The sequence below is a fragment of the Devosia yakushimensis genome, assembly GCF_030159855.1.
GTDB classification, from domain to species: domain Bacteria; phylum Pseudomonadota; class Alphaproteobacteria; order Rhizobiales; family Devosiaceae; genus Devosia; species Devosia yakushimensis.
This window is the reverse complement of the sequence record NZ_BSNG01000001.1, coordinates 2800967-2823047: the sequence shown is the minus strand read 5'-3', so window position 1 is coordinate 2823047 and position 22081 is coordinate 2800967. Positions and strand designations below refer to the sequence as shown.

Below are 22081 nucleotides of genomic sequence, written 5' to 3'. Positions count from 1 at the left end.
CCAAATGGCCGAAAAAGAAGACCCCAGCAAGCAGCTTCTGCATCTCGTGATTGGCGGCGAACTCTCCAGCATCGAGGGCGTAACCTTCGCCGATCTCGACCAGGTCGATATCGTGGGCCTTTATCCCAACTACGCCGCGGCCTATGCGGTGTGGAAGCAGAAGGCGCAGCTGACGGTAGACAGCGCCCAGACGCGCTATTTCATCGTGCACCTGCATCGGCTGCTCGATCCGGAGACGGATAAGAAGTAGGGCAGGGCGGGCGTTACGCTCATTCCTCCATAGCGTCGTATTCATCCACAACGTCATTCCCGCGCAGGCGGGAATCCACTCTTTTTGCTCCCAGTGCGGGGAAGAATGGATTCCCGCCTGCGCGGGAATGACACTGTGGGTGGGATAGTGCGGGCCGATCCGAATATCGGGGCTCTCCAGCTTTCCCTACTGCTCCATCAACCGGTCCAGCACCGCATGAATGGCGCCTGGGCCGCCAATGCGTTCGCGGCCGATATTGGCCAGCCGCCGGCGTTCGTCGCCATGTTCGAGCAGGTTACGCAGCGCGATGCCGATCGCGGCGGCTTCCGGTGGGACTACTGTGCGTGCTTCGCCGAACAGCATTTGCTCATCGGTAAAGCGGGAGCGGCGGTCGCGTGGATTGACCACGGTGATGGCGGGCTTGCCCAGGCCCAGCGCCTGCACCGTTGCCGTGCCGGCCTGCGACAGCACCAGATCCGACGCCGCCAGCAGATTGCCCATGGCATTGCCCCGCGCCATATGGATGGTCAGCGTGCCATCGGACAATTCGCCCAGATCGGCAGATTCGGCGCTGAGCATGGCGGTGCGGCGCAGCCCGGTCTGCTTGGCGAGATCGTCGACATTGACGCTGCCCGCCACGGCCAGGAATACATCGGGCCGCAGCGCTTCGGGCAGGGTGCGCAGGGCCTCGACCTGGAGCGCAAAACTCTCGGCGGTCAACGCCCGGCTGCCCGGCAGCAGCGTCACCGCCTGGCTCCGGCTGCGGCGGGCGCGGGCGTCGTAGTCCCCGCTGGGGATGGTATCCATCATGATATTGCCCGCGCAGCGCGCATCGACACCGATATGCACCAAGGTCCGGGCAAGATTGTCGCTGCGGCAGAATACGGTGGCGCAGGCCTGCTTGATGGCCCAGCGCTCGGGGCTGGAATAAAGCCGCGCCGCGCCGGTCTTGTAGACGTCTAGATAAATGAGATCGCGATGCCCGGTGCCCAGGCACGCCAAAACCCCCACCATGTCGCCGACCACGACCACCCGGTCATACTTGCCCCGCATGCGGCGCAGGAAGGAGAGGGCGGGCGGCACCGTGCGCAATCCGCCCGTGGCCAGGTCACGCCGCAGCGAGCCCTTGACGTTGCGCCAGCCCTCGGAGGCGAGACTGGCCCGTGGCCCGACAATGCGGCACACATTGGCATAGGCATTGCCGGCCCCGATCATGGGATAGGCTTCCGCCTCGATCCAGGTCGGCAGGCGCGCGACGATGGCGGCCGAAATCCAATCCTCGCCATGCCCATTGGAAATGAAGAGATATCTGAGGCGGCTTGACGCTTCCGCCACGGTCAGGCCCCGATGCCGTACCGCTCGAATGCCGTATGGGCGGTGGCCGCATCGACATAGGCCTCCTGCCGGTCGACATTCCAATAGGTCAGTTCATCGACCGGAATGGGCTTGCCGGTAATGGCGCAACGCACAAAGCTGCCGGGCTTGAGCACGACATAGTCGCCGTCGAGATAGCGCACCACCGCTTCTGCGGGGGTGAAGCTTTTGTCGAAAATATTCATCGTCGAATTCCTGACAATCTATCTCGGGATATAGCGTCCAAATCGACCGTTCAAAAGAGACTTTCCTGTGAACCGTCATCCGAGAGCGAACGCGGTTTCTTTTTTATGACCGGGCTGCCCGCTATTGTAGCGCCTATGGCGCCATCGGCAAACTCGATTGCCACCGCATCGCCGGGACTGAGGCCGGCCTTGCCCTGCACCAGATTGCCCGCTTCGTCCTTGATCACGGCATAGCCCCGCGCCAGCACGCTGCGATAGCTGAGCGACACCAGAAGCTTGGACGATTGGCTGAGCGCGTTGCGGCGGTCGGCCATGGCCTGGGAAACGCTGGTCAAAAGGCTTGCCGCCAGCGGCGCAAGCTGGCTGCGCGAATGCCGCAACTCGGCCCGCAGGGCATTGGGCGAAAGCTTGGGGCCGATGGCGTCGAGCAAAGCACGCTTGCGCTCGAGAAGGCGCGCGGCCGCGTTGCCGAGCCGCTCGGCGCGCGGATCATGGGTAAGCCGGGCGCGTTCGACGCTCTTGCGCAGTCCCGCCGCGCCGCGCAGCGCCAGATTGCCCAGCCGCTCACCCATTTCCACCTGGCGGCGGGCCAGCAATTGCGGACCCAGTCGCGGCTCAATGCGGGAAAACTGCACGCGCTGCGCCTGTACCGAATGCCGCAGGGCCGCGCCAAGATTGCTCGCGGCATGGTCGAGCCGCTGCCTTTGCGTGGCGACCAGATCGGCCGGGCGGGGCAGGCCGGCCGTCGCGGCCCGCAACCGGTCTCGCGCGCTCAGCGCCAGCCGTCGCGCCGCCTGGCGTTGCCGGCCGCCCAGGTCGTCGACATAGCCGATCAGCTCTGCCCGTACCGGCACGGCCGCTTCGGCGGCTGCCGTGGGGGTGGGGGCCCGCATGTCGGCGGCATAATCGATCAGCGTGGTATCGGTCTCGTGGCCCACCGCCGAGATGATGGGAATGGCGCTGGCCGCCACGGCGCGCACCACGGCCTCTTCGTTGAAGCCCCAAAGGTCTTCTATGGAGCCCCCGCCACGCGCCACGATCAGCAGATCGGGCCGGGGAATGGGGCCATTGGGCAAAAGGCCGTTAAAGCCCTCGATGGCGTTGACCACTTCGGGCGCGCAGGTATCGCCCTGCACTCGCACCGGCCAGACCAGCACATGGCTGGGAAAGCGGTCCTCGAGGCGATGCAGAATATCGCGGATCACCGCGCCGGTGGGCGAGGTGACGACGCCGATGACGCGCGGCAGATAGGGCAGGGGGCGCTTGCGTTCGCGGGCAAAGAGACCTTCGGCAAGCAGCTTCTTGCGCCGCTCCTCCAGCAGCGCCATCAGGGCGCCTGCGCCGGCCGGCTCGATATTGTCGATGACGATCTGGTATTTCGACGAGCGCGGGAAAGTGGTGAGGCGCCCCGTGGCGATCACCTCAAGCCCCTCTTCGGGCTTGAAGGTCAGCCGGGCATAATTGCCCTTCCACACCACCGCATCGATCGCGGCATTCTCGTCCTTGAGCGTGAAATAGGCGTGGCCGGATGAATGCTGCCCGCGAAAGCCGGAGATTTCCCCGCGCACCCGGACATGGCCGAATTCATCCTCGACAGTCCGTTTGACCGCTTGGGCGATCTCGGAAACGGTAAACTCGGCAGCATTGCTCAGCGCGTCGGACATGCCTCTCTGGTGCGGCAATTGGCCGGGGAGGTCAAGCTCTTGCGCTTTGTCGGGTGGGCGCATGCTGTCCACACCCACTGTTTTCCCTCGGGTCAGGCCCGAGGGAGAAACGGTGGGAGGGAGAGACATAGCCAGATGAGTCGGCGCCTACTCCGCCGCGTCCGCATGCACCGGGACGGCGTCGAGATTGCCCATGGAATGCACGATATGATTGGCCAGGGCATCATAAATGCCGCCATAGGCGTGGCTGGCCCGCATCAGCGCGATTTCGGCATCGGCCAGGCGCGGCAGGCCGACATCCTCGCTGACTACACGCATGCCCGGCTGCATCGCGCTTTCTGGGAGGAACCCCACCGCAAGGTCGGACAGCACGGCGCTCGAAATGGCCGTGGCATTGGAGGAGGTGTAGGCGATGCGGTAATCGGTGCCGTTGCGGTTCAGCGCTTCCATGGCGTCCTTGCGCCAGATGCAGCAGGCCGGGCCGCAGGCAATGGCCAGTGGCTCGCTGGCGAGAGCCCGTCCGCCATGGCTGGCCACCCAGAACATCTTTTCGGTACGGAACAGCTCGCCGTAATTCTGGTCAGTGCCCTGGGTGAAGACGATGAGGTCGTAACGCCCGGTCTTCATGCCGGCCAGCAATTCCTCCGAAGCCATGCAGGCCACATCCACCGCGATCTTGGGATGAGTGCGCTGGAAGCTGGAGAGGATCACCGGCAAGAGGCGCACGGCATAATCGTCGGGCACCCCGAAACGGATCGAGCCCGCCAGGTCGCCATCGGAGAAATGGTCGAGAATTTCCGCATTGGTGCGCAGCATGCGGCGTGCCCTGGCATAGAGCGCTTCCCCGTGATGGGTCAGCGACACCGAACGGCCGTCCCGCGTCAAAAGCGGCTGGCCCAGCCGCTCTTCGAGGCGCTTGATCTGCATCGATACGGCCGACTGGGTCTTGTTCACCCGGCGGGCAGCCTCGGTGAAGCTGCCGCAATCGGCAATGGCGCAGAAGCTCTGCAATTGGTCGAGATCGAGGGGCGTGGTCATCACCTAATCCCATCACTCAAATTGATAGTAAGGATGAAATCTATTTGTTGGACGAATGGAAGTCCAGCGCGGTATTCCTATCATCATAGACGCGGATCGTCCTTCGCGCCTTCCCCAGCCGGCTCCCTTCGGCACAACCACATCTTTGGAGACTAAAATGGCTCTCTCGCTTTCCGGCGAGCGGTCAGTCGTGGCCGCCACGCCTCTCAATCCGTTTGCCGCATTCATGCGCTGGATCGCCAAGGCACAAGCAGCCCGAACCCGCCGGACCGCGTTGCTGGGCCTGCTCGAACTCGATTCCGAGCGCCTGCGCGACCTGGGCATCAGCCGCCACGACGTAGTGGAAGCGATGCGCAGCAAAGGCGCCGCCGCCAGCCTGGCGCTCAACGCCGCCCGCGCCGGCAACGCCCGGCGCTAAGCCAGGAAATCTGGCTGCCATGTTTCCGACGAAATCGGGGCGGCATCACTTGAGGCTGAAGCGCATGTTCCGATTCCTCCCGGAACACTCCCTCGCTCAGTCATTGAATTGCGCCGGCTACCCATGCGGCCGGCGCCACCTTGTTGGTACGGACATTTTTTGGAGTGCTCGTGCCATCTCCCGGGCCGGTTTTGCCGCCGGTCCCGTTTCCTGATGACTTGCCGGACGGTGCCAAGGCACTTGTCCGGCTTTTTTGTTTTTTTGGGAAAGCAGCTCCCGCCAGTAACAACGTCATTCCCGCGCAGGCGGGAATCCATTCCTTCTTTCTCGAGCCACTTGAAGAGTGGATTCCCGCCTGCGCGGGAATGACGTCGTGGAGAGCGAGAATGATGTGGCGGTCTCAGCCGAACTTGACGCCGATTTCATTCGCCGTCCGCCAAACCACCGTGCAGGCATGTTTGCGGCCGTCATCCATGGCTAGATCGAACGTGTCGGGAATGCCGATAATGCTGGCGACCTTGAGCCGTGCGCCCGCTTCCGACAGATTGCGCACCGTGCATTGAAAGGTCGAGAACCCGTCATTGATGACGATTCTGCCGCCCTTGAGCACACGCTGGCGTGGGGCGGCACGGCGTTCCTCGGTCATGGATACCTCGCCACTCAGGGGAGTTGGGCAAACCCGTCCTTGAAGCCATTGAGCGACACCGGAATACCGATGCCTTCCTCTGGCGTCTTGAACACCACGAAAATCGCTTCCTTGCCGGCCGACAGCGTCTCGATCATGCTGTCATCCAGCACCACTTCGGCGACACAGCCATTGGGCAGGCAGCGCACAAAGGCGACCCGGCCCATATCCTGGCCATCGATATTAAGCCCCAGCCCGTTCGGCAGCAGCACGCCAAGCGGCGCCAGCACCCGCAGCAGCCGCGCTTCGCGATCGGCGGTGCGCAGCACGATGACGGAAAGGCCCACATTGGGCTGATCTTCCGCCATCACGTTCTGGATGATCGCGCATTGCTCGAAGCTGGCGCCCGGCGGGGTATCGCAGCTCATCTGCCAATCGCCATACTGCGCCTTGACGACACCCTGCGCCGCCGAAGGGCCACTCGCGCCAGCCAGAGCCAGCAGGGCAAGGCCGCCAACGGCCAGACGCTTCAAATTCAGCTTCACTCTATCAATTCTCCTGAACGAATCGGGCGCCCGCGTGAGGTTACAACTGTTTCCAACAGGGGAGGGGGCAAGTCAACCAAAGCCCGGATTCATTGGGAATATGCTGGGAAAACTACGGCAAGGGTGAGGCGTTTGCTCATCTCGGGGGAACATTATGACGCAGCACAGGGCCCAATCGCCGCAATAGACTCCGTCATTGTGATGTGATTTAGGTCTGCGCAGAGTTTTTGCGCTCCGAGGTTGAGTCGGGGCGGCGTAGCTATGCCGCTGTTTTTACCCCTCAATCCTTGGCGCGTGTGCACCAACGACAGTCGATTAGGGGGTTAAGTGGTGACCGGACAGTTCTTGAAAGGGATGGGAGCCGTGTCGGCAGCCGCCATGGCGCTGATGCCAGCCCTCGCCGCCGCCCAACAGGCGACGGAGGAAGCGGGCTATACGGCGGGACACCCCCTCCCCGGTCAGTTTCATCTGCAGCGTTCCGTGACCCCGATCATGGATTCCATCACGGCTTTCCATGATGGCATCCTGATGTGGACGATCACGTTGATCGTGCTTTTCGTGCTGGCGCTGCTGATCGTGGTGATCGTGCGCTTCAATGCCAAGGCCAATCCGAACCCGGCCCGCTTCACCCACAATACGCTGGTCGAAGTGGTGTGGACCGTATTGCCCATCGTGGTGTTGATCGTCATCGCCATCCCCTCCTTCGGCGTACTCAGCGACCAGCTGACAACGCCCGATGGCGAGCGTAAATATCTCGGCGCCAACATTTTCTCGTTCGGCGAAGTCGAGGTTCCCGCTCCCGAGCTGACCATCAAGGCCATCGGCCAGCAATGGTACTGGGACTATGAATATGTCGATCAGGACCTCGCGCTGACCTCGGTGATGCTGCAGGAAGATGGCGCCGCTGGCCGCCTCGCCACCAAGCCGAACCAGCCGCGCCTGCTGGCTGTCGACAATGAACTGGTCGTTCCGGTCGATACCACCGTGCGTCTCGAAGTCACGGCCGATCCGACCGGCGTGATCCACGCCTTCGCCGTGCCCTCCTTCGGCATCAAGATCGACGCCGTGCCCGGACGCCTCAACGAAACCTGGTTCAACGCCCGCGAAACCGGCGTGTATTATGGCCAGTGCTCGGAACTGTGCGGCAAGGATCACGCCTTCATGCCGATCGCGATCCGCGTCGTGACCAAGGACGAATTCGCGGCCTTTATCGCGGCCTTCAAGGGTGGGGATTACGCCGCCGCCAATGCCACGCTTGCGGCGCTCCAGTAAGGCTTAGGGGACACTTAGTACAATGGCCGACATCGCTCACCTCGAAGCCCACGCCACGGGACACGACCACGCCCATGATGCGCACCAGCCCACCGGCTGGCGCCGCTGGGTCTACTCCACCAATCACAAAGACATTGGTGTGATGTATCTGATCTTCTCGATCGTCGCCGGCATCATCGGCGGCCTGCTCTCCGGCGTCATGCGCATGGAATTGCAGGAGCCGGGCATCCAGATTTTCCACGGCCTGGCCGCCATGTCCTATGGCGTCGATGGCGATGCCGCGCTCGATGCCGGCAAGCACATGTATAATGTGTTCACCACCGCGCATGCCCTCATCATGGTGTTCTTCGTGGTGATGCCCGCCACCTTTGGCGGCTTCGGCAACTATTTCGCCCCGCTGATGATCGGTGCGCCCGACACGGCCTTCCCGCGCATCAACAATATCGCCTTCTGGCTCCTGCCGCCGGCCTTTATCCTGCTGCTGATGAGCCTCTTCTTCGAAGGCGCCGGCGCTGGTGCGCTCGGCTTTGGTGGCGGCTGGACCGTCTATCCCCCGCTTTCGACCACCGGCCACCCCGGCCCGGCGCTCGATTTCGCCATTCTGGCCCTGCACGTTTCGGGTATTTCCTCGATCCTGGGCGCCATCAACCTCATCACCACCATCTTCAACATGCGCGCTCCGGGCATGACGCTGCACAAGATGCCGCTGTTTGCCTGGTCGATCCTGGTGACCGCTTTCCTGCTGCTGCTGGCCCTGCCGGTGCTCGCAGGCGCCATCACCATGTTGCTGACCGACCGCAATTTCGGCACCAGCTTCTTCAAGCCCGATCAGGGCGGCGACCCCGTGCTGTTCCAGCATCTGTTCTGGTTCTTCGGTCACCCTGAAGTTTATATCATGATCCTGCCCGGGTTCGGGGTGATCAGCCACATCGTCTCTACCTTTAGCCGCAAGCCGGTCTTCGGCTACATGGCCATGGCCTATGCCATGGTGGCCATCGGCTTTGTCGGTTTCGTCGTGTGGGCGCACCACATGTATACGACCGGCCTGAGCCTGGATGTGCAGCGCTACTTCGTGGCTGCCACCATGGTCATCGCGGTGCCGACAGGTGTGAAGATCTTCTCCTGGATCGCCACCATGTGGGGCGGCTCCATCACCTTCCGCACGCCCATGCTCTGGGCCATCGGCTTCATCTTCCTGTTCACCGTTGGCGGTGTGACGGGCGTGGTGCTGGCCAATGCCGGTGCGGACCGTGCCCTGCACGACACCTATTATGTGGTGGCCCACTTCCACTACGTGCTGTCGCTGGGCGCCGTGTTCTCGATCTTTGCGGCCTGGTACTACTGGTACCCCAAGATGTTCGGCTGGATGTACAGCGAGAAGCTCGCCAATGCCCATTTCTGGGTCATGTTCGTGGGCGTCAACCTGATCTTCTTCCCGCAGCACTTCCTGGGCCTGGCCGGCATGCCGCGCCGCTATATCGACTATCCGGATGCGTTTGGCTTCTTCAACCGCGTCTCCTCGATCGGTTATTACATCACCTTCGTCGCCATGCTGATCTTCTTCTATGCTATGTGGGAAGCAGCCCGGAAGAAGCGCCCGGCCGGCGACAATCCCTGGGGCGATGGTGCAACCACGCTGGAATGGACGCTGAGCTCGCCTCCGCCCTTCCACCAGTTCACCACGCTCCCCAAGATCGACTCGACCAACGCGCACTAAGCGCAACAAAAACGAACCACCGGGCCGCGTATGCGCGGCCCAATCCCGGATAAAGGCAGAGCCAGTGGCTTATATTCATGACAATCGGAAGGCGCCCGCATTGACGGGCGAGGCGCGCGTGGAGGACTACCTCGCGCTCCTGAAGCCGAACGTCATGCAGCTGGTTGTCTTCACCGCCATTGTCGGCCTTGTGGTCGCGCCCGGCACGATCAATCCGATCGTCGCTGTTATCGCCATTGTCTGCATCGCCATCGGGGCAGGGGCCTCGGGCGCGCTCAATATGTGGTATGACGCCGATATCGACGCCATCATGAGCCGCACGGCCAACCGGCCCATTCCGGCTGGCCGCATCACCAAGGGCGAAGCCCTGGTCTTTGGCTGCGTGCTCTCGGTCTTTTCGGTGGCGCTTCTGGGCCTTGCGACCAATTGGGTCGCCGGCGGGCTCCTGGCCTTCACTATCTTCTTCTATGTCGTCATCTATACGATGTGGCTCAAGCGCTCGACGCCGCAGAACATCGTCATTGGCGGCGCTGCCGGCGCTTTCCCGCCCATGGTGGGCTGGGCCGCCGTAACCGGCTCGATCTCGCTGGAAAGCGTCGCGCTGTTCCTCATCATCTTCCTCTGGACGCCGCCGCATTTCTGGGCCCTGGCGCTCTATAAGCAGAGCGACTACGGCGCCGCCGGCGTGCCCATGATGCCCAATGTGGCGGGTGAAGCCTCCACCAAGCTGCAGATCCTGCTCTATACCGTGCTGCTCGCCGCCTCGGCCCTGCTGCCGACCTGGCTCGGCTTTACCGGCGCGATCTATACCAGTGTCGCGGTGATCACCGGGGCTTCCTTCCTGTTCCTGGCCTGGCGGCTCTACCGCACCAGGGAAGACGTGCCGATGCGCAAGGCCGCGCGCGTCGTGTTCAACTATTCCCTGAGCTATCTGTTCGTTCTGTTCTTTGCCCTGCTGGCCGACAACCTGCTCGTGCGTTTTGGGATGTTTGGCTGATGAGTGCTCCCGACGAAATCCGTGAAGTGGTGGTCCTGCCGCCCGAGATCGAAGCTGCCCGCGCCAAGGTGCGCCGCCGCCGCTCGATTGCTCTGGCGCTGGGCCTGGCCCTCTTCGCCCTGACCTTTTATGTGCTGACCATCGTCAAGATGGGACCGGCCCTGTTCGACCGGGCGCTCTGATGGCCGATCTCTCCCACTCCTCATTCGCCGATGCCGCACGCCGCAACAAGCGTATCGGCCTCATGTGCCTGGCGCTGGCCGCCGGCATGGTGGGGCTCGCCTATGCCTCGGTGCCGCTCTACCAGCTCTTCTGCCAGGTGACCGGTTTCGGCGGCACCCCCGGCAAGGCCGAGAGCAATCCCAAGGGCGTCATTGCCCGCGAAATGTCGGTGCGCTTCGATTCCAACGTGTCCTCCGACCTCAATTGGACCGTCAAGGCAGCCGCACCCGTAACCGACCGGATCGGCGCCGTCGACACGGTCAATTACGTCGCCACCAACCATTCGGACAAGCCGATCACGGGCATGGCCATATTCAACGTCTCGCCCGAAAAGGCCGGCGTCTACTTCAACAAGATCGAATGCTTCTGCTTCACCGAGCAGACGCTGCAGCCCGGCGAGACCGTGGATATGCCGATCGTGTTCTTCGTCGATCCCGAGCTCGACGACAATCGTGAGCTCGACACCATCAAAGAGATCACCCTCTCTTACACCTTCTACGCTTCAGATAACGGGGGAAGCTGAACCATGTCGGCAATAGCCAAGAATCACGACTACCATATGGTCGAGCCCTCGCCATGGCCCTTCGTCATGTCGGTGAGCCTGCTGGTCTTTGCCATCGGCGCTGTGTCCTGGATGCACCATTGGACGCCGTGGATTTTCTTCATCGGCCTCGTTGGTGTGCTCTACAGCTTCTATATGTGGTGGGCCGATGTGGTGAAGGAAGCCAATAACGGCGTCGACCATACCCCCGTGGTCCAGATGCACCACCGCTATGGCATGATGCTGTTCATTGCTTCGGAAGTGATGTTCTTCGTCGCCTGGTTCTGGGCCTATTTCGACGGCTTCTTCCGCTTCGACGATGTCGAGCAATATGCCCGCGTCGCTGCCACCGGCGGACATTGGCCGCCGGTCGGGGTCGAACTGTTCGACCCCTTCCACCTGCCGCTCTTCAATACGCTGATCCTGCTCACCTCGGGCACGACCGTTACCTGGGCGCACCATGCCCTGCTCGAAGGCGACCGCAAGGGCCTGCGCTGGGGCCTGGCGCTGACTATTGCCCTGGGCGTGCTCTTCTCCACCGTCCAGGCCATCGAATATTCCGAGGCCGCCTTCTCCTTCGCCGGCAATATGTATGGCGCCACCTTCTTCATGGCGACCGGCTTCCACGGCTTCCACGTGCTGATCGGCACCATTTTCCTCGCCGTCTGCCTGATCCGCGCCGAGCGTGGCGATTTCACCCCCGAACGTCACCTGGGCTTTGAATTCGCCGCCTGGTACTGGCACTTCGTGGACGTGGTGTGGCTCTTCCTCTTTGCCTCGGTCTATATCTGGGGTTCCTGGGGCGTGGCGCTCAACCACTAAAAGAGCGAACGGGAAATCTGCGGGGGCGCGGTCTTATGGGCCGCGCCCCAATTTCTTCCGGGGACCATCATGACCCAAATCTCCCCCTTCAAGGCGGGCCTGCTCTGCCGCTGTCCGCGCTGCGGCCAGGGCAAGCTGTTCAAAGGCTATCTCAAGGTTGCGCCGGTCTGCTCGGCCTGCGGGCTTGACCTGGCCTTTGCCGATAGCGGCGACGGCCCGGCCATTTTCGTGATTTTCCTCGTGGCCCCGCTGATCGTCGCGCTGGCCCTGGTGGTCGGCGCCATGTTCAATCCGCCGCCCTATGTCCACCTGATCCTGTGGATACCGGCGACGCTGATCCTGTCGCTGGCTCTGCTGCCGCCCTTCAAGGCCACCATGGTCGCCCTGCAATACCGGCACGATGCGCATGAGGGACACCAATGAGCGCCCCCGCACAAGGCCGCCTCGGCCCGCTTATGACCTGGGGCTTTGCCGTGCTGATGCTGATCCTTGCCGGCGTCTGCGTCTGGCTGGGCACTTGGCAGATGCATCGGCTGGCCGAAAAGGAAGCCCTCATCGCCGCTGTCGACGCGCGGCTGACCGCAGCGCCCATTTCCGTTCCAGATGCTGAAAGCTGGGAGGGCCTCAATCTCGAAGCGCTCAATTTCCAGCCCGTCTCGCTCACTGGCGCCTTCCGCTACAACCAGACGGTCACCGTTTTCACCAGCCTTGCCAATGCCCGCGGACCCGCCTCGGGCCCCGGCTATTGGGTGGTGACGCCCTTTGCCCTGGCGGATGGCGGCACCGTCTTCGTCAATCGCGGCTTCGTGCCCGAGGCCTTTCAGGAAGCCGCCGTCACCGATCCGGAAGGCGAAACCGGGCAGGTGACGATTACCGGCCTTTTCCGCCCCGGCGAAAAAGCCGGCTTCATGACGCCCGAAGCCAATACTTCGGACCGCATCGAATGGGTCCGCGATCCCCAGCGCCTCGCCAAGCTGGTCGATCCCGCGCTTGCGCCCTTTGCGCCTTTCTATGTCGACCTCCCCGCCGGCGCCCCCGGCCAGCTGCCGCAAGGCGGCGAGACAGTGGTGGAATTCCCCAACAATCATTTGGGCTATGCCTATACCTGGTACGGCTTTGCCGTGGTGGCCGTGGTCATGCTCGGGTTTTGGCTGTGGCGACAGCGACGGGGCGGCTAGGCGGGATGTCGAGAGGTTACCTTCTCCCCTTGAGGGAGAAGGTGCCCGAAGGGCGGATGAGGGGTCTCTTTCGGCGTTCTGGCATGGGCGAGCGCAGCACCTCTCACCCTGTCATTTCTGCTGAACGCAGAAATGCCGCCCCCTCTCCCTCAAGGGGAGAGGGGAAGACACCCCTCCATCAAACTTGCGGTTCAGTCCCCGTTTGACTAGGTTGCAACAATTCTAAAAAGGGCCTTCCCCTTCGATGCAGTTTGTTTCCACGCGCGGCCAGGCGCCGGCGCTCGGCTTCTCCGATGCAGTTCTGGCCGGTCTTGCCGCTGATGGCGGGCTCTATGTGCCGCAAAGCTGGCCCCAGCTCAGCGCCGCCGATATCGCTTCTTATGCCGGCAAGCCCTATGCCGATGTGGCCTTCGACATCATCAGCCGTTTCGTCGATGGCGAAATTGCCCCGGCCAAGCTCAAATCCATCATCGATGAGGCCTATGCCGGCTTCCGCCACCCTTCGGTGACCCCGCTGGTGGAGCTGGAACCCAATCATTTCGTGCTCGAGCTGTTCCACGGTCCCACTTTGGCGTTCAAGGACGTCGCCATGCAATTCCTCAGCCGCATCATGGATCACATCCTGGCCGAGCGTGGCCTGCGCGCCACCATTGTCGGCGCCACCTCGGGCGATACCGGCTCGGCCGCCATCGAAGCCTTCCGCGGCCGCGACACCACCGATATTTTTATCCTCCATCCGCTCGGCCGCACCTCTCCGGTGCAGCGCCTGCAGATGACCACAGTGCTCGATGCCAATGTGCATAATATTGCCCTCGAGGGCACGTTCGACGATTGCCAGAACCTGGTCAAAGCCATGTTCAACAATCACCGCTTCCGCGATTCGGTGCGCCTCTCGGGCGTCAATTCTATCAATTGGGGCCGCATCGTTGCGCAGATCGTCTATTACGTCACCGCCGCCGTATCGCTGGGCAGCCCGCACCGCAAGGTGAGCTTCACCGTGCCCACCGGCAATTTCGGCGATATCTTTGCCGGCTATTGCGCCAGGGCCATGGGCCTGCCGATCGAGCGGCTGATCATCGCCACCAATGCCAATGATATCCTTCGCCGCACCATGGATAGCGGGCGCTACGAGATGGAGGGGGTCTCGCCCACCATCAGCCCCTCCATGGATATCCAGATCTCCTCCAATTTCGAGCGGCTGCTGTTCGAGGCGGCCGGGCGTGACGCGAAATCGGTCATGCGCATGATGGATAGCCTCAAGCAGTCCGGCGGCTTTGCGCTGCCGGAAGCGGCGCTGGCCAATATCCGCCGCGACTTTGCCGCTGGTACCACCGGCGAGGCCGAGACCCGCGCGACCATTGCCGCAACGCTCAAGAATTCCGGTTACCTGCTCGATCCCCATACCGCCGTTGGCGTGCATGTGGCCCGGGTGCAGGCATGGTCGGCAACCCCCATGGTCACGCTGGCCACCGCTCATCCCGCTAAATTCCCTGCCGCCGTCAAGGATGCCTCGGGCATCGAACCGGCTCTGCCGGCCTGGCTTGCCGATCTCTATGGCCGCGAAGAGCGCCTGACCGTGCTTGCCAATGACCAGTCGGTGGTCGAAAACTTCATTGCAGCGCGTACGCGCGCTGCCTAGGACGACTTTGGGGCACATGCGGCCTCCGGGTCGCGCCGTGCCAGGAGGACCCATTTGAGCCTACAATCAACGACCCTCGATAACGGCATGGTGGTGCTGACCGACGACATGCCGCACCTGGAGAGCGCTTCGCTCGGGGTTTGGGTCAAGGCCGGTGCGCGCTGCGAGCGCAAGGCCGAACACGGCATTTCCCACCTGCTCGAACACATGGCCTTCAAGGGCACGACGACCCGCAGTGCGCTGGAAATCGCCGAGGCCATCGAAAATGTCGGTGGCGATCTCAACGCGGCGACCTCCATCGAGCACACCGGCTATTTCGCCCGCGTGCTCAAGGAAGATGTGGTGCTGGCCGCCGATATCCTCTCCGATATCCTGCAGAATTCCCGTTTCGAGGATGACGAGCTGACCCGCGAAAAGCAGGTCATCGTGCAGGAAATCGGCGCGGCGCGGGACAATCCCGACGATCACGTCTTCGATCTGTTCCAGGAAGCGGCCTTTCCCACCCAGCCCATCGGCCGCACGATTCTGGGCACAGTGGATTCGGTGCGCGAATTCAACCCCGACACCATCCGCAAATATATGAACCGCAATTATGTGGGCGACCACATGGTGATGGCGGCGGCGGGCAATGTCGATCACGACGAATTGGTGCAAGTCGCCCAGCAGCGCTTTGCCACCCTCAAGCCCAATGGTGCCCCCGCGCCCCAGCGCGCCGAATATCTGGGCGGCGAAGAGCGGCTGATTTCCGACCACGAACAGGCCCATATCGTCATCGGCTTCGAAGGCCGCGCCTATAATGCCGATGGCTTTTACGCAGCCCAGGTGCTTGCCTCCATCCTGGGCGGCGGCATGAGCTCGCGCCTGTTCCAGGAAGTGCGCGAAAAGCGCGGCCTATGCTACTCGGTCTATTCCTTCCACTGGGCCTTTGCCGATAGCGGCGTGTTCGGCGTGGCGGCGGCGACGGGCGAGGACGAAGTGGCCGATCTGGTGCCCGTCGTACTCGACGAGCTCAAGCGCGCCACCCAATCGATCACCGACGAGGAAGTCATTCGCGTCCGCAACCAGATTCGCGCAGGGCTCCTGATGTCGCTCGAAAGCCCCTCGGCACGGGCCGGACAATTGGCGCGCCAGCAGATATTGTGGGGTCGTCCGATCCCGATGCAGGAAACCGTCGATCGTATCAATGCCATCACCGCCAAGCGGGTGCAGGATGTCGCCGAGCAGATCTTTACCGCCGGGGCGCCAACTCTGGCCGGCATCGGGCCGGTCGATCGGCTGGTCGATGTCGGCGCCATCGGCGACCATCTCAAGCGCTGAGGAGCGCACCGGCCCATGCTTTGGCCCTGGTCATCGCCAGCCCCGCTGATCGCCCTGCGCGGGCGGCGGGTCTTGCTGCGCCTGCCGCAAATGGCTGATTTCGAGGCCTGGCACGAGCTGCGCCGGGCCAGCCGCGATTTCCTGCGGCCGTTCGAGCCGCGCTGGACCGAAGCCGATCTCAACCGCCGCGTCTTTGCCGCGCGGGTGCGGCGCGCGCGCGAAGAGGCGGAGGAGGGGAGTGACTATTCCTTCTTCATCTTCGCCGATCAGGGCGCGACGCTGGTGGGCGGCATTACGCTCTCCAATATCAGGCGCCGGGCCGCCCAATTCGTCAATCTGGGCTATTGGATGGGCCAGCCTTTTGCCGGCCAGGGACTGATGAGCGAGGCCGTCGCCACCAGCCTCCCCTTCATCTTCGACACGCTCGACCTGCACCGCATCCACGCCGCCTTCCTGCCCGGCAATGCCGCCTCGCGCCGCGTGCTGGAAAAGAACGGCTTTGTCGAAGAAGGTTTTGCCGAAAAATACCTGCAGATCAACGGCCGCTGGGAAGACCATGTACTGTTCGGCCTGACCAAGGAACGCTACGAAAACGCGCGATATCTGCGGCGCACGGTTTAGCGTCAATCGGCTTTCGCCCTCAGAGCTGCCTCGACAAATCGCAGCGCGATAAACTATCTATAAAATCATGCCCCAGCCCAAAGATGACACCATTGCCGTCCGGATCAGCAAGGTTCTGGCCGAGCGGATCATCGCCGGCGTGCTCGAGCCGGGCGCGCGGTTGCGACAGGATCATATCGCGGCCGAATTCGGCGCCAGCCACGTGCCCGTGCGCGAGGCCTTCCGGCGGCTCGAGGCTCAGGGCCTAGCGATCAGCGAGCCGCGCCGTGGCGTGCGTGTCGCCGCCTTCGATCTGGCCGAAGTCAAGGAAGTGGCCGAGATGCGCGCCGCCCTCGAAGTGCTGGCCCTGCGTCACGCCGCGCCGCATCTGACCACGGCCATTCTCGATGCTGCCGAACAGGCGACCTATGCTGGCGACAAGTCCCCCGACGTCGCCTCCTGGGAGGCGGCCAACCGCCTGTTTCACCGCACTCTGCTGGCCCCCTGCGGCATGCCGCGCCTGCTGGCGGCGATCGATGACCTGCATGCCGTCAGTGCCCGCTTTCTCTTCGCCGCCTGGCGATCGGCCTGGGAAGCGCGCACCGACCACGATCACCTGGCTATCCTCGCCGCCCTGAGAGCAGGGGATGTGGAGGAAGCCGCGACCGTGCTGGCGCGTCATGTCCGCTGGATCGGCCAGAAACCCGTGCGAACGGCCTCCGGCCAGACGCGGAAGGTTTTTACGATAGTGGGGTGAGGGGATCCGATCTCCGACCCACTCCCAATTCCCCCTTGCCCCGGCATCCAAAAGTCCGTTTAATAGATCATCTTCAAAAATTATCTATAATTCTGCAAGGATCGAATATGAACTCTCTGGCCACCGCATCTCATTCCGGTTTCAGCCCACTGCGTCTGGCTGACCGGCCCCTGGTCTGGCAGGTCGCCGCCGTCGTTCTTGGCACGCTGTTCCTGGCGCTTTCGTCCTATGTCGAAGTGCCCATGGTGCCGGTGCCCATGACCATGCAGACCTTCGCCGTCGCCATGGTGGGCGCGCTTTATGGCTGGCGCCTTGGCGGCATCACCATCACGGCCTGGCTGATCGAAGGGGCAATCGGCCTGCCGGTCCTTTCGGGCGGCGCCGCGGGCGCGATCCATTTCGTTGGGCCCACCGCCGGTTATCTCTTTGCCTTCCCGTTTGCCGGTGCCCTGGTCGGCTGGCTGGCCGAACGCGGCTGGAATGGTCAGCGGCCGGTTCTTGCCTTTGTCGCGGCTCTTGCCGGCAACGCCGCCTGCCTCGCCCTGGGCGGCGCCTGGCTTGCGGTGATGATCGGCGCCGAACAGGCCTTCATCCACGGCGTTGCGCCCTTCCTGGTTGGTGCGGTGCTCAAGTCCGTGCTCGGCGCGGCAGCGCTGGCCGGTCTGCAGCGCGTGGTCAAGCGTTGACCGTCAAGCTGCGGGCCCATCACCTGCTCTGCATGCTCACCTATGTCGGCAGGGGGTATACCCCTGCCTTCACTGCCAATTACGACATCATCATCGCTCGCCTCGGCGCGGGCGAAACCATCGAGCTGGTTGCCGGCCCGGACGATGTCTGCGCCCCCCTGCTGGCCACCGGCCAGCCCCATTGCCATAACGATAGCGTTATCGAGCGAGACCGCCTGGCGCGGCTTGCCGTCGCCGATTTGCTCGCCCCGCATATCGACCTGACAGGGCCCTTTCACCTCAATACGACCATGCTCGCCAGCTTGCGCGGTGCATTTTCCACCGGCCAGATTCGCCCCGCCTGTGCCGGTTGCGAATGGTCCGAACTCTGCGACAACGTCGCTCGCTCAGGCTATGCGGGCACATCCCTGACCATCGCCACCTGTTAGCCGGTGTGCCGTTGCCATTCGGCAACACGTCGCCAATCTTGTCGCCTGCCTCAATCCCCGCTACCAAAGAGGGCTCCCGCCAAGACGAAGCCGTTTCGGCGCGCGGGTCGTTAACGCGGCCCCGCTGGATCGCTGCCATAATGAAGCCTACCACAGGATATAGTCGGCCCTGATGCGTCCTCTCTTTGCACTCGCGATGTGGCTTGCGGTTTCGCTCCTCACCATCGCGCCATCCGCCGCCTTTGAAGTCATCTCGGTCCCCGAAGACGTCAACGCCGTCAATCTGTCCGCCGTGGTCGAAATCGTCCCGGGCACCGATGGCCGCGTGCAATTGTCGACCGCGCCGGGCGAAGACGGCATCATTCGCCGCATCGAAGTGCTGGCGAGCGAGCAGGGGACCAATCCGATTTTTGCGCTCTTTGCGCTGCGCAATGAAAGCGACCAGCAGATCGAGCGGCTGCTGGTGGCACCATTTTTTCGTCTGCCCAATTCCGGCGTGTTCAACCCAGATCTCGGCAATGACCGCCTCAAGGCGCTGACTCCCAGCGCCGGCATCCGTCCGGTCAAGCTGACCGACAGCGAGGCCGATGTCTTCGAGATCACGCTCGATCCCGGCGCTACGGTGACTTTCGTGGCCGAACTCTCCTCGGCCCAATTGCCCGAACTTTATCTGTGGCAGCCCAATCCCTATCGCGACTATGTGAACTCCTTCACCCTGTTCCGCGGCGTGGTGCTGGGCGTGGCCTCGCTGGCCGCGGTGTTCCTCACCATCATGTTCGTGGTCAAGGGGCGCGGCGTGTTCCCGGCTACGGCGGCTTTTGCCTGGGCCGTGCTGGTCTATCTGCTGATTGATTTCGGCGTGCTGGGCCGCCTGCTTGGCATTCCGGCGGGAGGAATGCAGCCCCTGCGCGCGGCTTCCGAGGCGGGCATAGCCACCACATTAGCCGGATTCCTGTTCATTTATTTGAACCTACATCGCTGGCATCTGCGCTTCATCCATTTGGCGCTGGGTCTTGCCGCCCTGTTTCTGGCGCTCTTCGCCTTTGCCTTCTTCCAGCCCGCCATCGCCGCCACCATTGCCCGGCTGGTGCTGGCCATGCTCGGTTTTTCCGGCTTCTTCCTCATCCTGCTGCTGGCGCTGCGCGGCTATGATCGCGCCGTGCTGCTGGTGCCCACCTGGATCATCCTGATTTCCTGGCTGTTCTATTCCTGGCTGGTGATTTCGGGTCAGGTCTCCAACGACGTGGCTCAACCGGCCGTGGGTGGCGGGCTGGTGCTTATTGTCATGTTGCTGGGCTTTACCGCGGTGCAGCACGCCTTCTCCGAGGGACAGGTGTCGGTCGGCACGCTGTCCGAAGTTGAGCGCCGCGCCCTGGCGCTCACCGGCTCGGGCGATTTCGTCTTCGACTGGAATATCGAGCGCGACCGCGTCTCGGTGTCAGATGAATTGGCGACCCGCTTGGGCGAAAAACGCGGCGCATTGCGCGGCGCCATCAAGCGGTGGCTCGATCGCGTCCACCCCGACGACCGCGACCGCTTCCGCACGGCTTTCGACACCTTGGTCGAGCTGCGCCGCGGCAAGGTTTCGGCCGATATGCGAATAGCCGGTCACGATGGGAGCTATCGCAGCTTCCGCATGCGGGTCAAACCGGTGTTGGGCGGCGACGGCCAGGTCAACCGCATCGTCGGCACCCTGCAGGACGTCACCGAGGACCGCGCCGCCCGCGAACGCCTGCTGCATGATGCTGTGCACGATAGCCTTACGGGCCTGCCCAATCGCCAGCTCTTCCTCGACCGACTGGAGCGCGCCCTGGTGCGCGCGAGGACACCGGGCGGCACCAAGCCGGCTGTGTTCCTTATCGACATCGACCGCTTCATGGAGCTTGAGGAACGCATCGGCCACTCGGCCGCCGATTCCGTGCTGTTGGCCATTTCCCGCCGCATCGCCCGCATAATGCGGCCGCTCGATACCGTCGCCCGCGTCACCGGCGACCAATTCGCCGTGATCCTGGCGTCCGAGCAGGCCGCCGGCAAGATCGCGGAAACCGCCGAACAGATCCGCAAGGCACTCAAGGCCCCGTTCAATTTCGGCGACCGCGACCTGACCCTGACCGCCTCGATCGGCGTCACCATCTATGACAGCGCCCCCGCCTCGGCACCCGATGTACTGCGCGACGCAGAGCTCGCCATGTATTACGCCAAGCGCCTGGGCGGCGACCGCATCGAAGCCTATCGCGCTTCGGCCCGCTCCATTTCGGCCTATAACCGCGCCAGCGAAGAAGACCTTGAACGCGGCATGAAGCAGGGCGAGCTGCATGTGCAGTTCCAGCCGGTCATGGACATCCAGACCGGCCAGCTCGTGGGCGCCGAAGCCTTGATGCGCTGGGTGCATCCGACCCGCGGCGTGGTCAATCCCGATGAATTCGTGCCCCTGGCCGAACGCTCCGGCCAGATTGAAAAGCTCGGGCGCCTCGCCTTCGAGCAATCGGCCGCTCAGGCCAAGGACTGGATGACCTCGCTGGGCCTGCCCGAGGAATTCTTCATCTCGGTTAACCTGTCGCCCAGCCAGTTGGCCACCGAAACCCTGCTCAACGACATGCGGAGCCTGGTCAGCCAGGACAAGGAATTGGCGCGTCATTTGAAGCTCGAAATCACCGAGAGCCAGGTGATGACCAACCCTGAGCATTCCGCCTATATGCTGCAGGCGCTGCGTAATCTGGGCCTGGGTCTGGCGCTGGACGATTTCGGCACCGGCCATTCATCGTTGAGCTACCTGCACCGCTTCCCCTTCGACACCATCAAAATCCCGGCACCCTTCGTCAAGATGAGCGACGATAACGGTATCGCCCATACCCAGGCGCCGATTATCAAGGCTGTGGTGGGCTTGGCGACCGATCTCGACCTCATGGTCATTGCCGAAGGCGTCGAAACGCTGGACGAGATCGAACGCCTGCGCCAGCTCAACTGCCGCTACGCCCAGGGCTTCGCCTTTGGCGCCGCGATGACCGGCGCGGAATTCGGCAAGAAACTGGCGGCGCAATTGGCGCGGTAGGTCCGCGATATGGGCAGAAGCCCCGTCCCAAAAATCGCTTCCCTCGGGCTCGACCCGAGGGTCACTCACCGCTGGCGCTGAATCGCCAAAGGAGCTCGGGTCAAGCCCGAGGGAGGCGACTGCGTTTTCGTTAGGTGAGGTGAAGTCTCAGAAACGCCCTAAGCGTGTCCCGCATCCGGGCTGAAGCTCGCTCGTGTAATATGCAGGCTCGCCAGCGCCGCCTTGTAGCGCTCTTCGACCGGGGTTTCGAACACCAGGTCGCGGGAAATGGGGATGGTCAGCCAACCATTGTCGCTGATCTCGCCTTCCAGCTGCCCCGGACCCCAGCCGCAGCAGCCCAGCGCGAAAAGGCTGGCCTTGGGACGCGGGCCAAAAGCCATGGCCTTGAGAATATCGAGCGTGGCGGTGAGATAGATGCCCTCGCCAACCTTGTAGCTATTGCCGCTGGTGTAATCGGCCGAATGGAGCACGAAGCCGCGCCCCTTTTCCACCGGACCTCCGCGCATGACTGCGCCCTGGCGGATCGAATCGGGCAGGCGGATCAGCGCGTCGGGATCGCCCAGATCGAGTTCGTCGATAATGTCGGCAAAGCGCAGATTGGCCAATTCGTGATTGACCACGAGGCCCATGGCCCCCTCGCTGCCATGGCCAACGACGAGGATGACGCTTTCGGCGAAGCGTTCATCTTCCATATCTGGCATGGCAACCAGAAATTGGCCTTCAAGCGAATTCATGAAGCCAATTGTAAGCCCAC

The 22081-nt window shown here is 63.0% G+C and carries 24 protein-coding genes; 17 read left to right on the top strand and 7 right to left on the bottom strand.

Annotated features, from left to right (window positions below):
* Positions 1–4: 4 nt before the first annotated feature.
* The gene (locus tag QQL79_RS13695; RefSeq protein WP_284391734.1) at positions 5–250 is read left to right on the top strand and encodes a DUF4170 domain-containing protein; all 246 of its coding nucleotides are present in this window, start codon (positions 5–7) and stop codon (positions 248–250) included.
* A 186-nt stretch (positions 251–436) separates the two neighbouring features.
* Here QQL79_RS13695 and QQL79_RS13690 read toward each other — a convergent pair whose 3' ends face one another.
* The 4 genes from QQL79_RS13690 to QQL79_RS13675 all read right to left on the bottom strand — a co-directional run bounded on the left by QQL79_RS13690 (position 437) and on the right by QQL79_RS13675 (position 4511).
* A complete protein-coding gene (locus tag QQL79_RS13690; RefSeq protein WP_284391732.1) occupies positions 437–1585 on the bottom strand; it encodes a glycosyltransferase in 1149 nt (382 codons plus the stop codon).
* Positions 1586–1587: 2 nt separating this feature from the next.
* Positions 1588–1809, bottom strand: coding sequence for a DUF2093 domain-containing protein (locus QQL79_RS13685; RefSeq protein ID WP_284391730.1), 222 nt, complete (start codon positions 1807–1809; stop codon positions 1588–1590).
* 50 nt (positions 1810–1859) lie between these two features.
* A complete protein-coding gene (xseA, locus tag QQL79_RS13680) occupies positions 1860–3473 on the bottom strand; it encodes an exodeoxyribonuclease VII large subunit (RefSeq protein ID WP_284391728.1) in 1614 nt (537 codons plus the stop codon).
* A 147-nt stretch (positions 3474–3620) separates the two neighbouring features.
* Positions 3621–4511, bottom strand: a complete 891-nt coding sequence (locus QQL79_RS13675; protein ID WP_284391727.1) for a LysR family transcriptional regulator — start codon at positions 4509–4511, stop codon at positions 3621–3623.
* Positions 4512–4668: 157 nt separating this feature from the next.
* Between QQL79_RS13675 and QQL79_RS13670 the strand changes: the two genes are divergently transcribed.
* Positions 4669–4929: a DUF1127 domain-containing protein gene (locus tag QQL79_RS13670; RefSeq protein WP_284391725.1), complete on the top strand. Its 261-nt coding sequence runs from the start codon at positions 4669–4671 to the stop codon at positions 4927–4929.
* A 400-nt stretch (positions 4930–5329) separates the two neighbouring features.
* On the opposite strand, the gene QQL79_RS13665 is transcribed toward QQL79_RS13670, so the two are convergent.
* Both QQL79_RS13665 and QQL79_RS13660 read right to left on the bottom strand, forming a co-directional pair.
* Complete coding sequence (locus QQL79_RS13665) at positions 5330–5575, bottom strand: PilZ domain-containing protein (protein WP_284391723.1); 246 nt, start codon at positions 5573–5575, stop codon at positions 5330–5332.
* A gap of 14 nt (positions 5576–5589) precedes the next feature.
* On the bottom strand, positions 5590–6093 hold the full coding sequence (locus QQL79_RS13660; protein ID WP_284392887.1) for an invasion associated locus B family protein: 504 nt from the start codon (positions 6091–6093) through the stop codon (positions 5590–5592).
* A gap of 360 nt (positions 6094–6453) precedes the next feature.
* Between QQL79_RS13660 and coxB the strand changes: the two genes are divergently transcribed.
* From coxB to QQL79_RS13585, 15 genes are all read left to right on the top strand, one after another.
* Positions 6454–7371, top strand: a complete 918-nt coding sequence (gene coxB / locus QQL79_RS13655; protein ID WP_370461252.1) for a cytochrome c oxidase subunit II — start codon at positions 6454–6456, stop codon at positions 7369–7371.
* A 22-nt stretch (positions 7372–7393) separates the two neighbouring features.
* Complete coding sequence (gene ctaD, locus QQL79_RS13650) at positions 7394–9088, top strand: cytochrome c oxidase subunit I (RefSeq protein ID WP_284391721.1); 1695 nt, start codon at positions 7394–7396, stop codon at positions 9086–9088.
* A gap of 64 nt (positions 9089–9152) precedes the next feature.
* Positions 9153–10085 (top strand): heme o synthase, encoded by a 933-nt coding sequence (locus QQL79_RS13645; protein ID WP_284391719.1) that lies wholly within the window; start codon positions 9153–9155, stop codon positions 10083–10085.
* Positions 10085–10267 carry a cytochrome c oxidase system small membrane protein gene (locus QQL79_RS13640; protein WP_284391718.1) on the top strand — a complete coding sequence of 61 codons (183 nt, stop codon included), beginning with the start codon at positions 10085–10087 and terminating at the stop codon, positions 10265–10267. The genes QQL79_RS13645 and QQL79_RS13640 overlap by 1 nt, the downstream gene beginning before the upstream one ends.
* Positions 10267–10830 carry a cytochrome c oxidase assembly protein gene (locus QQL79_RS13635; RefSeq protein ID WP_284391716.1) on the top strand — a complete coding sequence of 188 codons (564 nt, stop codon included), beginning with the start codon at positions 10267–10269 and terminating at the stop codon, positions 10828–10830. The genes QQL79_RS13640 and QQL79_RS13635 overlap by 1 nt, the downstream gene beginning before the upstream one ends.
* A 3-nt stretch (positions 10831–10833) precedes the next feature.
* The gene (locus tag QQL79_RS13630) at positions 10834–11670 is read left to right on the top strand and encodes a cytochrome c oxidase subunit 3 (protein ID WP_284391714.1); all 837 of its coding nucleotides are present in this window, start codon (positions 10834–10836) and stop codon (positions 11668–11670) included.
* A gap of 69 nt (positions 11671–11739) precedes the next feature.
* Positions 11740–12093 carry a DUF983 domain-containing protein gene (locus QQL79_RS13625; RefSeq protein WP_284391712.1) on the top strand — a complete coding sequence of 118 codons (354 nt, stop codon included), beginning with the start codon at positions 11740–11742 and terminating at the stop codon, positions 12091–12093.
* Positions 12090–12848, top strand: a complete 759-nt coding sequence (locus QQL79_RS13620; RefSeq protein WP_284391710.1) for an SURF1 family protein — start codon at positions 12090–12092, stop codon at positions 12846–12848. Before QQL79_RS13625 ends, QQL79_RS13620 begins: the two co-directional genes overlap by 4 nt.
* Before the next feature lie 244 nt (positions 12849–13092).
* Positions 13093–14487: a threonine synthase gene (thrC, locus tag QQL79_RS13615; protein ID WP_284391709.1), complete on the top strand. Its 1395-nt coding sequence runs from the start codon at positions 13093–13095 to the stop codon at positions 14485–14487.
* A gap of 54 nt (positions 14488–14541) precedes the next feature.
* Positions 14542–15804, top strand: coding sequence for a M16 family metallopeptidase (locus QQL79_RS13610; protein WP_284391707.1), 1263 nt, complete (start codon positions 14542–14544; stop codon positions 15802–15804).
* 15 nt (positions 15805–15819) lie between these two features.
* The gene (locus QQL79_RS13605; RefSeq protein WP_284391705.1) at positions 15820–16425 is read left to right on the top strand and encodes a GNAT family N-acetyltransferase; all 606 of its coding nucleotides are present in this window, start codon (positions 15820–15822) and stop codon (positions 16423–16425) included.
* 67 nt (positions 16426–16492) lie between these two features.
* Positions 16493–17161, top strand: coding sequence for a GntR family transcriptional regulator (locus QQL79_RS13600; protein ID WP_284391703.1), 669 nt, complete (start codon positions 16493–16495; stop codon positions 17159–17161).
* A gap of 107 nt (positions 17162–17268) precedes the next feature.
* Positions 17269–17847 (top strand): biotin transporter BioY, encoded by a 579-nt coding sequence (locus tag QQL79_RS13595; protein ID WP_284391701.1) that lies wholly within the window; start codon positions 17269–17271, stop codon positions 17845–17847.
* Complete coding sequence (locus QQL79_RS13590; RefSeq protein ID WP_284391700.1) at positions 17844–18275, top strand: DUF1284 domain-containing protein; 432 nt, start codon at positions 17844–17846, stop codon at positions 18273–18275. The genes QQL79_RS13595 and QQL79_RS13590 overlap by 4 nt, the downstream gene beginning before the upstream one ends.
* A gap of 172 nt (positions 18276–18447) precedes the next feature.
* Positions 18448–21327 (top strand): EAL domain-containing protein, encoded by a 2880-nt coding sequence (locus tag QQL79_RS13585; protein WP_284391698.1) that lies wholly within the window; start codon positions 18448–18450, stop codon positions 21325–21327.
* A 158-nt stretch (positions 21328–21485) separates the two neighbouring features.
* Here the strand turns inward: QQL79_RS13585 and QQL79_RS13580 are convergent, their stop codons facing one another.
* The gene (locus QQL79_RS13580) at positions 21486–22061 is read right to left on the bottom strand and encodes a YqgE/AlgH family protein (RefSeq protein WP_284391695.1); all 576 of its coding nucleotides are present in this window, start codon (positions 22059–22061) and stop codon (positions 21486–21488) included.
* Between the last annotated feature and the right edge of the window lie 20 nt (positions 22062–22081).

Excerpts from the sequence above, each read along its gene's own strand:
- QQL79_RS13695 (WP_284391734.1), top strand. The coding sequence starts at position 5 with ATGGCCGAAAAAGAAGACCCCAGCAAGCAGCTTCTGCATCTCGTGATT.
- QQL79_RS13685 (WP_284391730.1), bottom strand. The coding sequence starts at position 1,809 with ATGAATATTTTCGACAAAAGCTTCACCCCCGCAGAAGCGGTGGTGCGC.
- xseA (WP_284391728.1), bottom strand. The coding sequence starts at position 3,473 with ATGTCCGACGCGCTGAGCAATGCTGCCGAGTTTACCGTTTCCGAGATC.
- QQL79_RS13675 (WP_284391727.1), bottom strand. The coding sequence starts at position 4,511 with ATGACCACGCCCCTCGATCTCGACCAATTGCAGAGCTTCTGCGCCATT.
- QQL79_RS13670 (WP_284391725.1), top strand. The coding sequence starts at position 4,669 with ATGGCTCTCTCGCTTTCCGGCGAGCGGTCAGTCGTGGCCGCCACGCCT.
- QQL79_RS13665 (WP_284391723.1), bottom strand. The coding sequence starts at position 5,575 with ATGACCGAGGAACGCCGTGCCGCCCCACGCCAGCGTGTGCTCAAGGGC.
- coxB (WP_370461252.1), top strand. The coding sequence starts at position 6,454 with ATGGGAGCCGTGTCGGCAGCCGCCATGGCGCTGATGCCAGCCCTCGCC.
- ctaD (WP_284391721.1), top strand. The coding sequence starts at position 7,394 with ATGGCCGACATCGCTCACCTCGAAGCCCACGCCACGGGACACGACCAC.
- QQL79_RS13640 (WP_284391718.1), top strand. The coding sequence starts at position 10,085 with ATGAGTGCTCCCGACGAAATCCGTGAAGTGGTGGTCCTGCCGCCCGAG.
- QQL79_RS13635 (WP_284391716.1), top strand. The coding sequence starts at position 10,267 with ATGGCCGATCTCTCCCACTCCTCATTCGCCGATGCCGCACGCCGCAAC.
- QQL79_RS13630 (WP_284391714.1), top strand. The coding sequence starts at position 10,834 with ATGTCGGCAATAGCCAAGAATCACGACTACCATATGGTCGAGCCCTCG.
- QQL79_RS13625 (WP_284391712.1), top strand. The coding sequence starts at position 11,740 with ATGACCCAAATCTCCCCCTTCAAGGCGGGCCTGCTCTGCCGCTGTCCG.
- QQL79_RS13620 (WP_284391710.1), top strand. The coding sequence starts at position 12,090 with ATGAGCGCCCCCGCACAAGGCCGCCTCGGCCCGCTTATGACCTGGGGC.
- thrC (WP_284391709.1), top strand. The coding sequence starts at position 13,093 with ATGCAGTTTGTTTCCACGCGCGGCCAGGCGCCGGCGCTCGGCTTCTCC.
- QQL79_RS13605 (WP_284391705.1), top strand. The coding sequence starts at position 15,820 with ATGCTTTGGCCCTGGTCATCGCCAGCCCCGCTGATCGCCCTGCGCGGG.
- QQL79_RS13600 (WP_284391703.1), top strand. The coding sequence starts at position 16,493 with ATGCCCCAGCCCAAAGATGACACCATTGCCGTCCGGATCAGCAAGGTT.
- QQL79_RS13595 (WP_284391701.1), top strand. The coding sequence starts at position 17,269 with ATGAACTCTCTGGCCACCGCATCTCATTCCGGTTTCAGCCCACTGCGT.
- QQL79_RS13585 (WP_284391698.1), top strand. The coding sequence starts at position 18,448 with ATGCGTCCTCTCTTTGCACTCGCGATGTGGCTTGCGGTTTCGCTCCTC.
- QQL79_RS13580 (WP_284391695.1), bottom strand. The coding sequence starts at position 22,061 with ATGAATTCGCTTGAAGGCCAATTTCTGGTTGCCATGCCAGATATGGAA.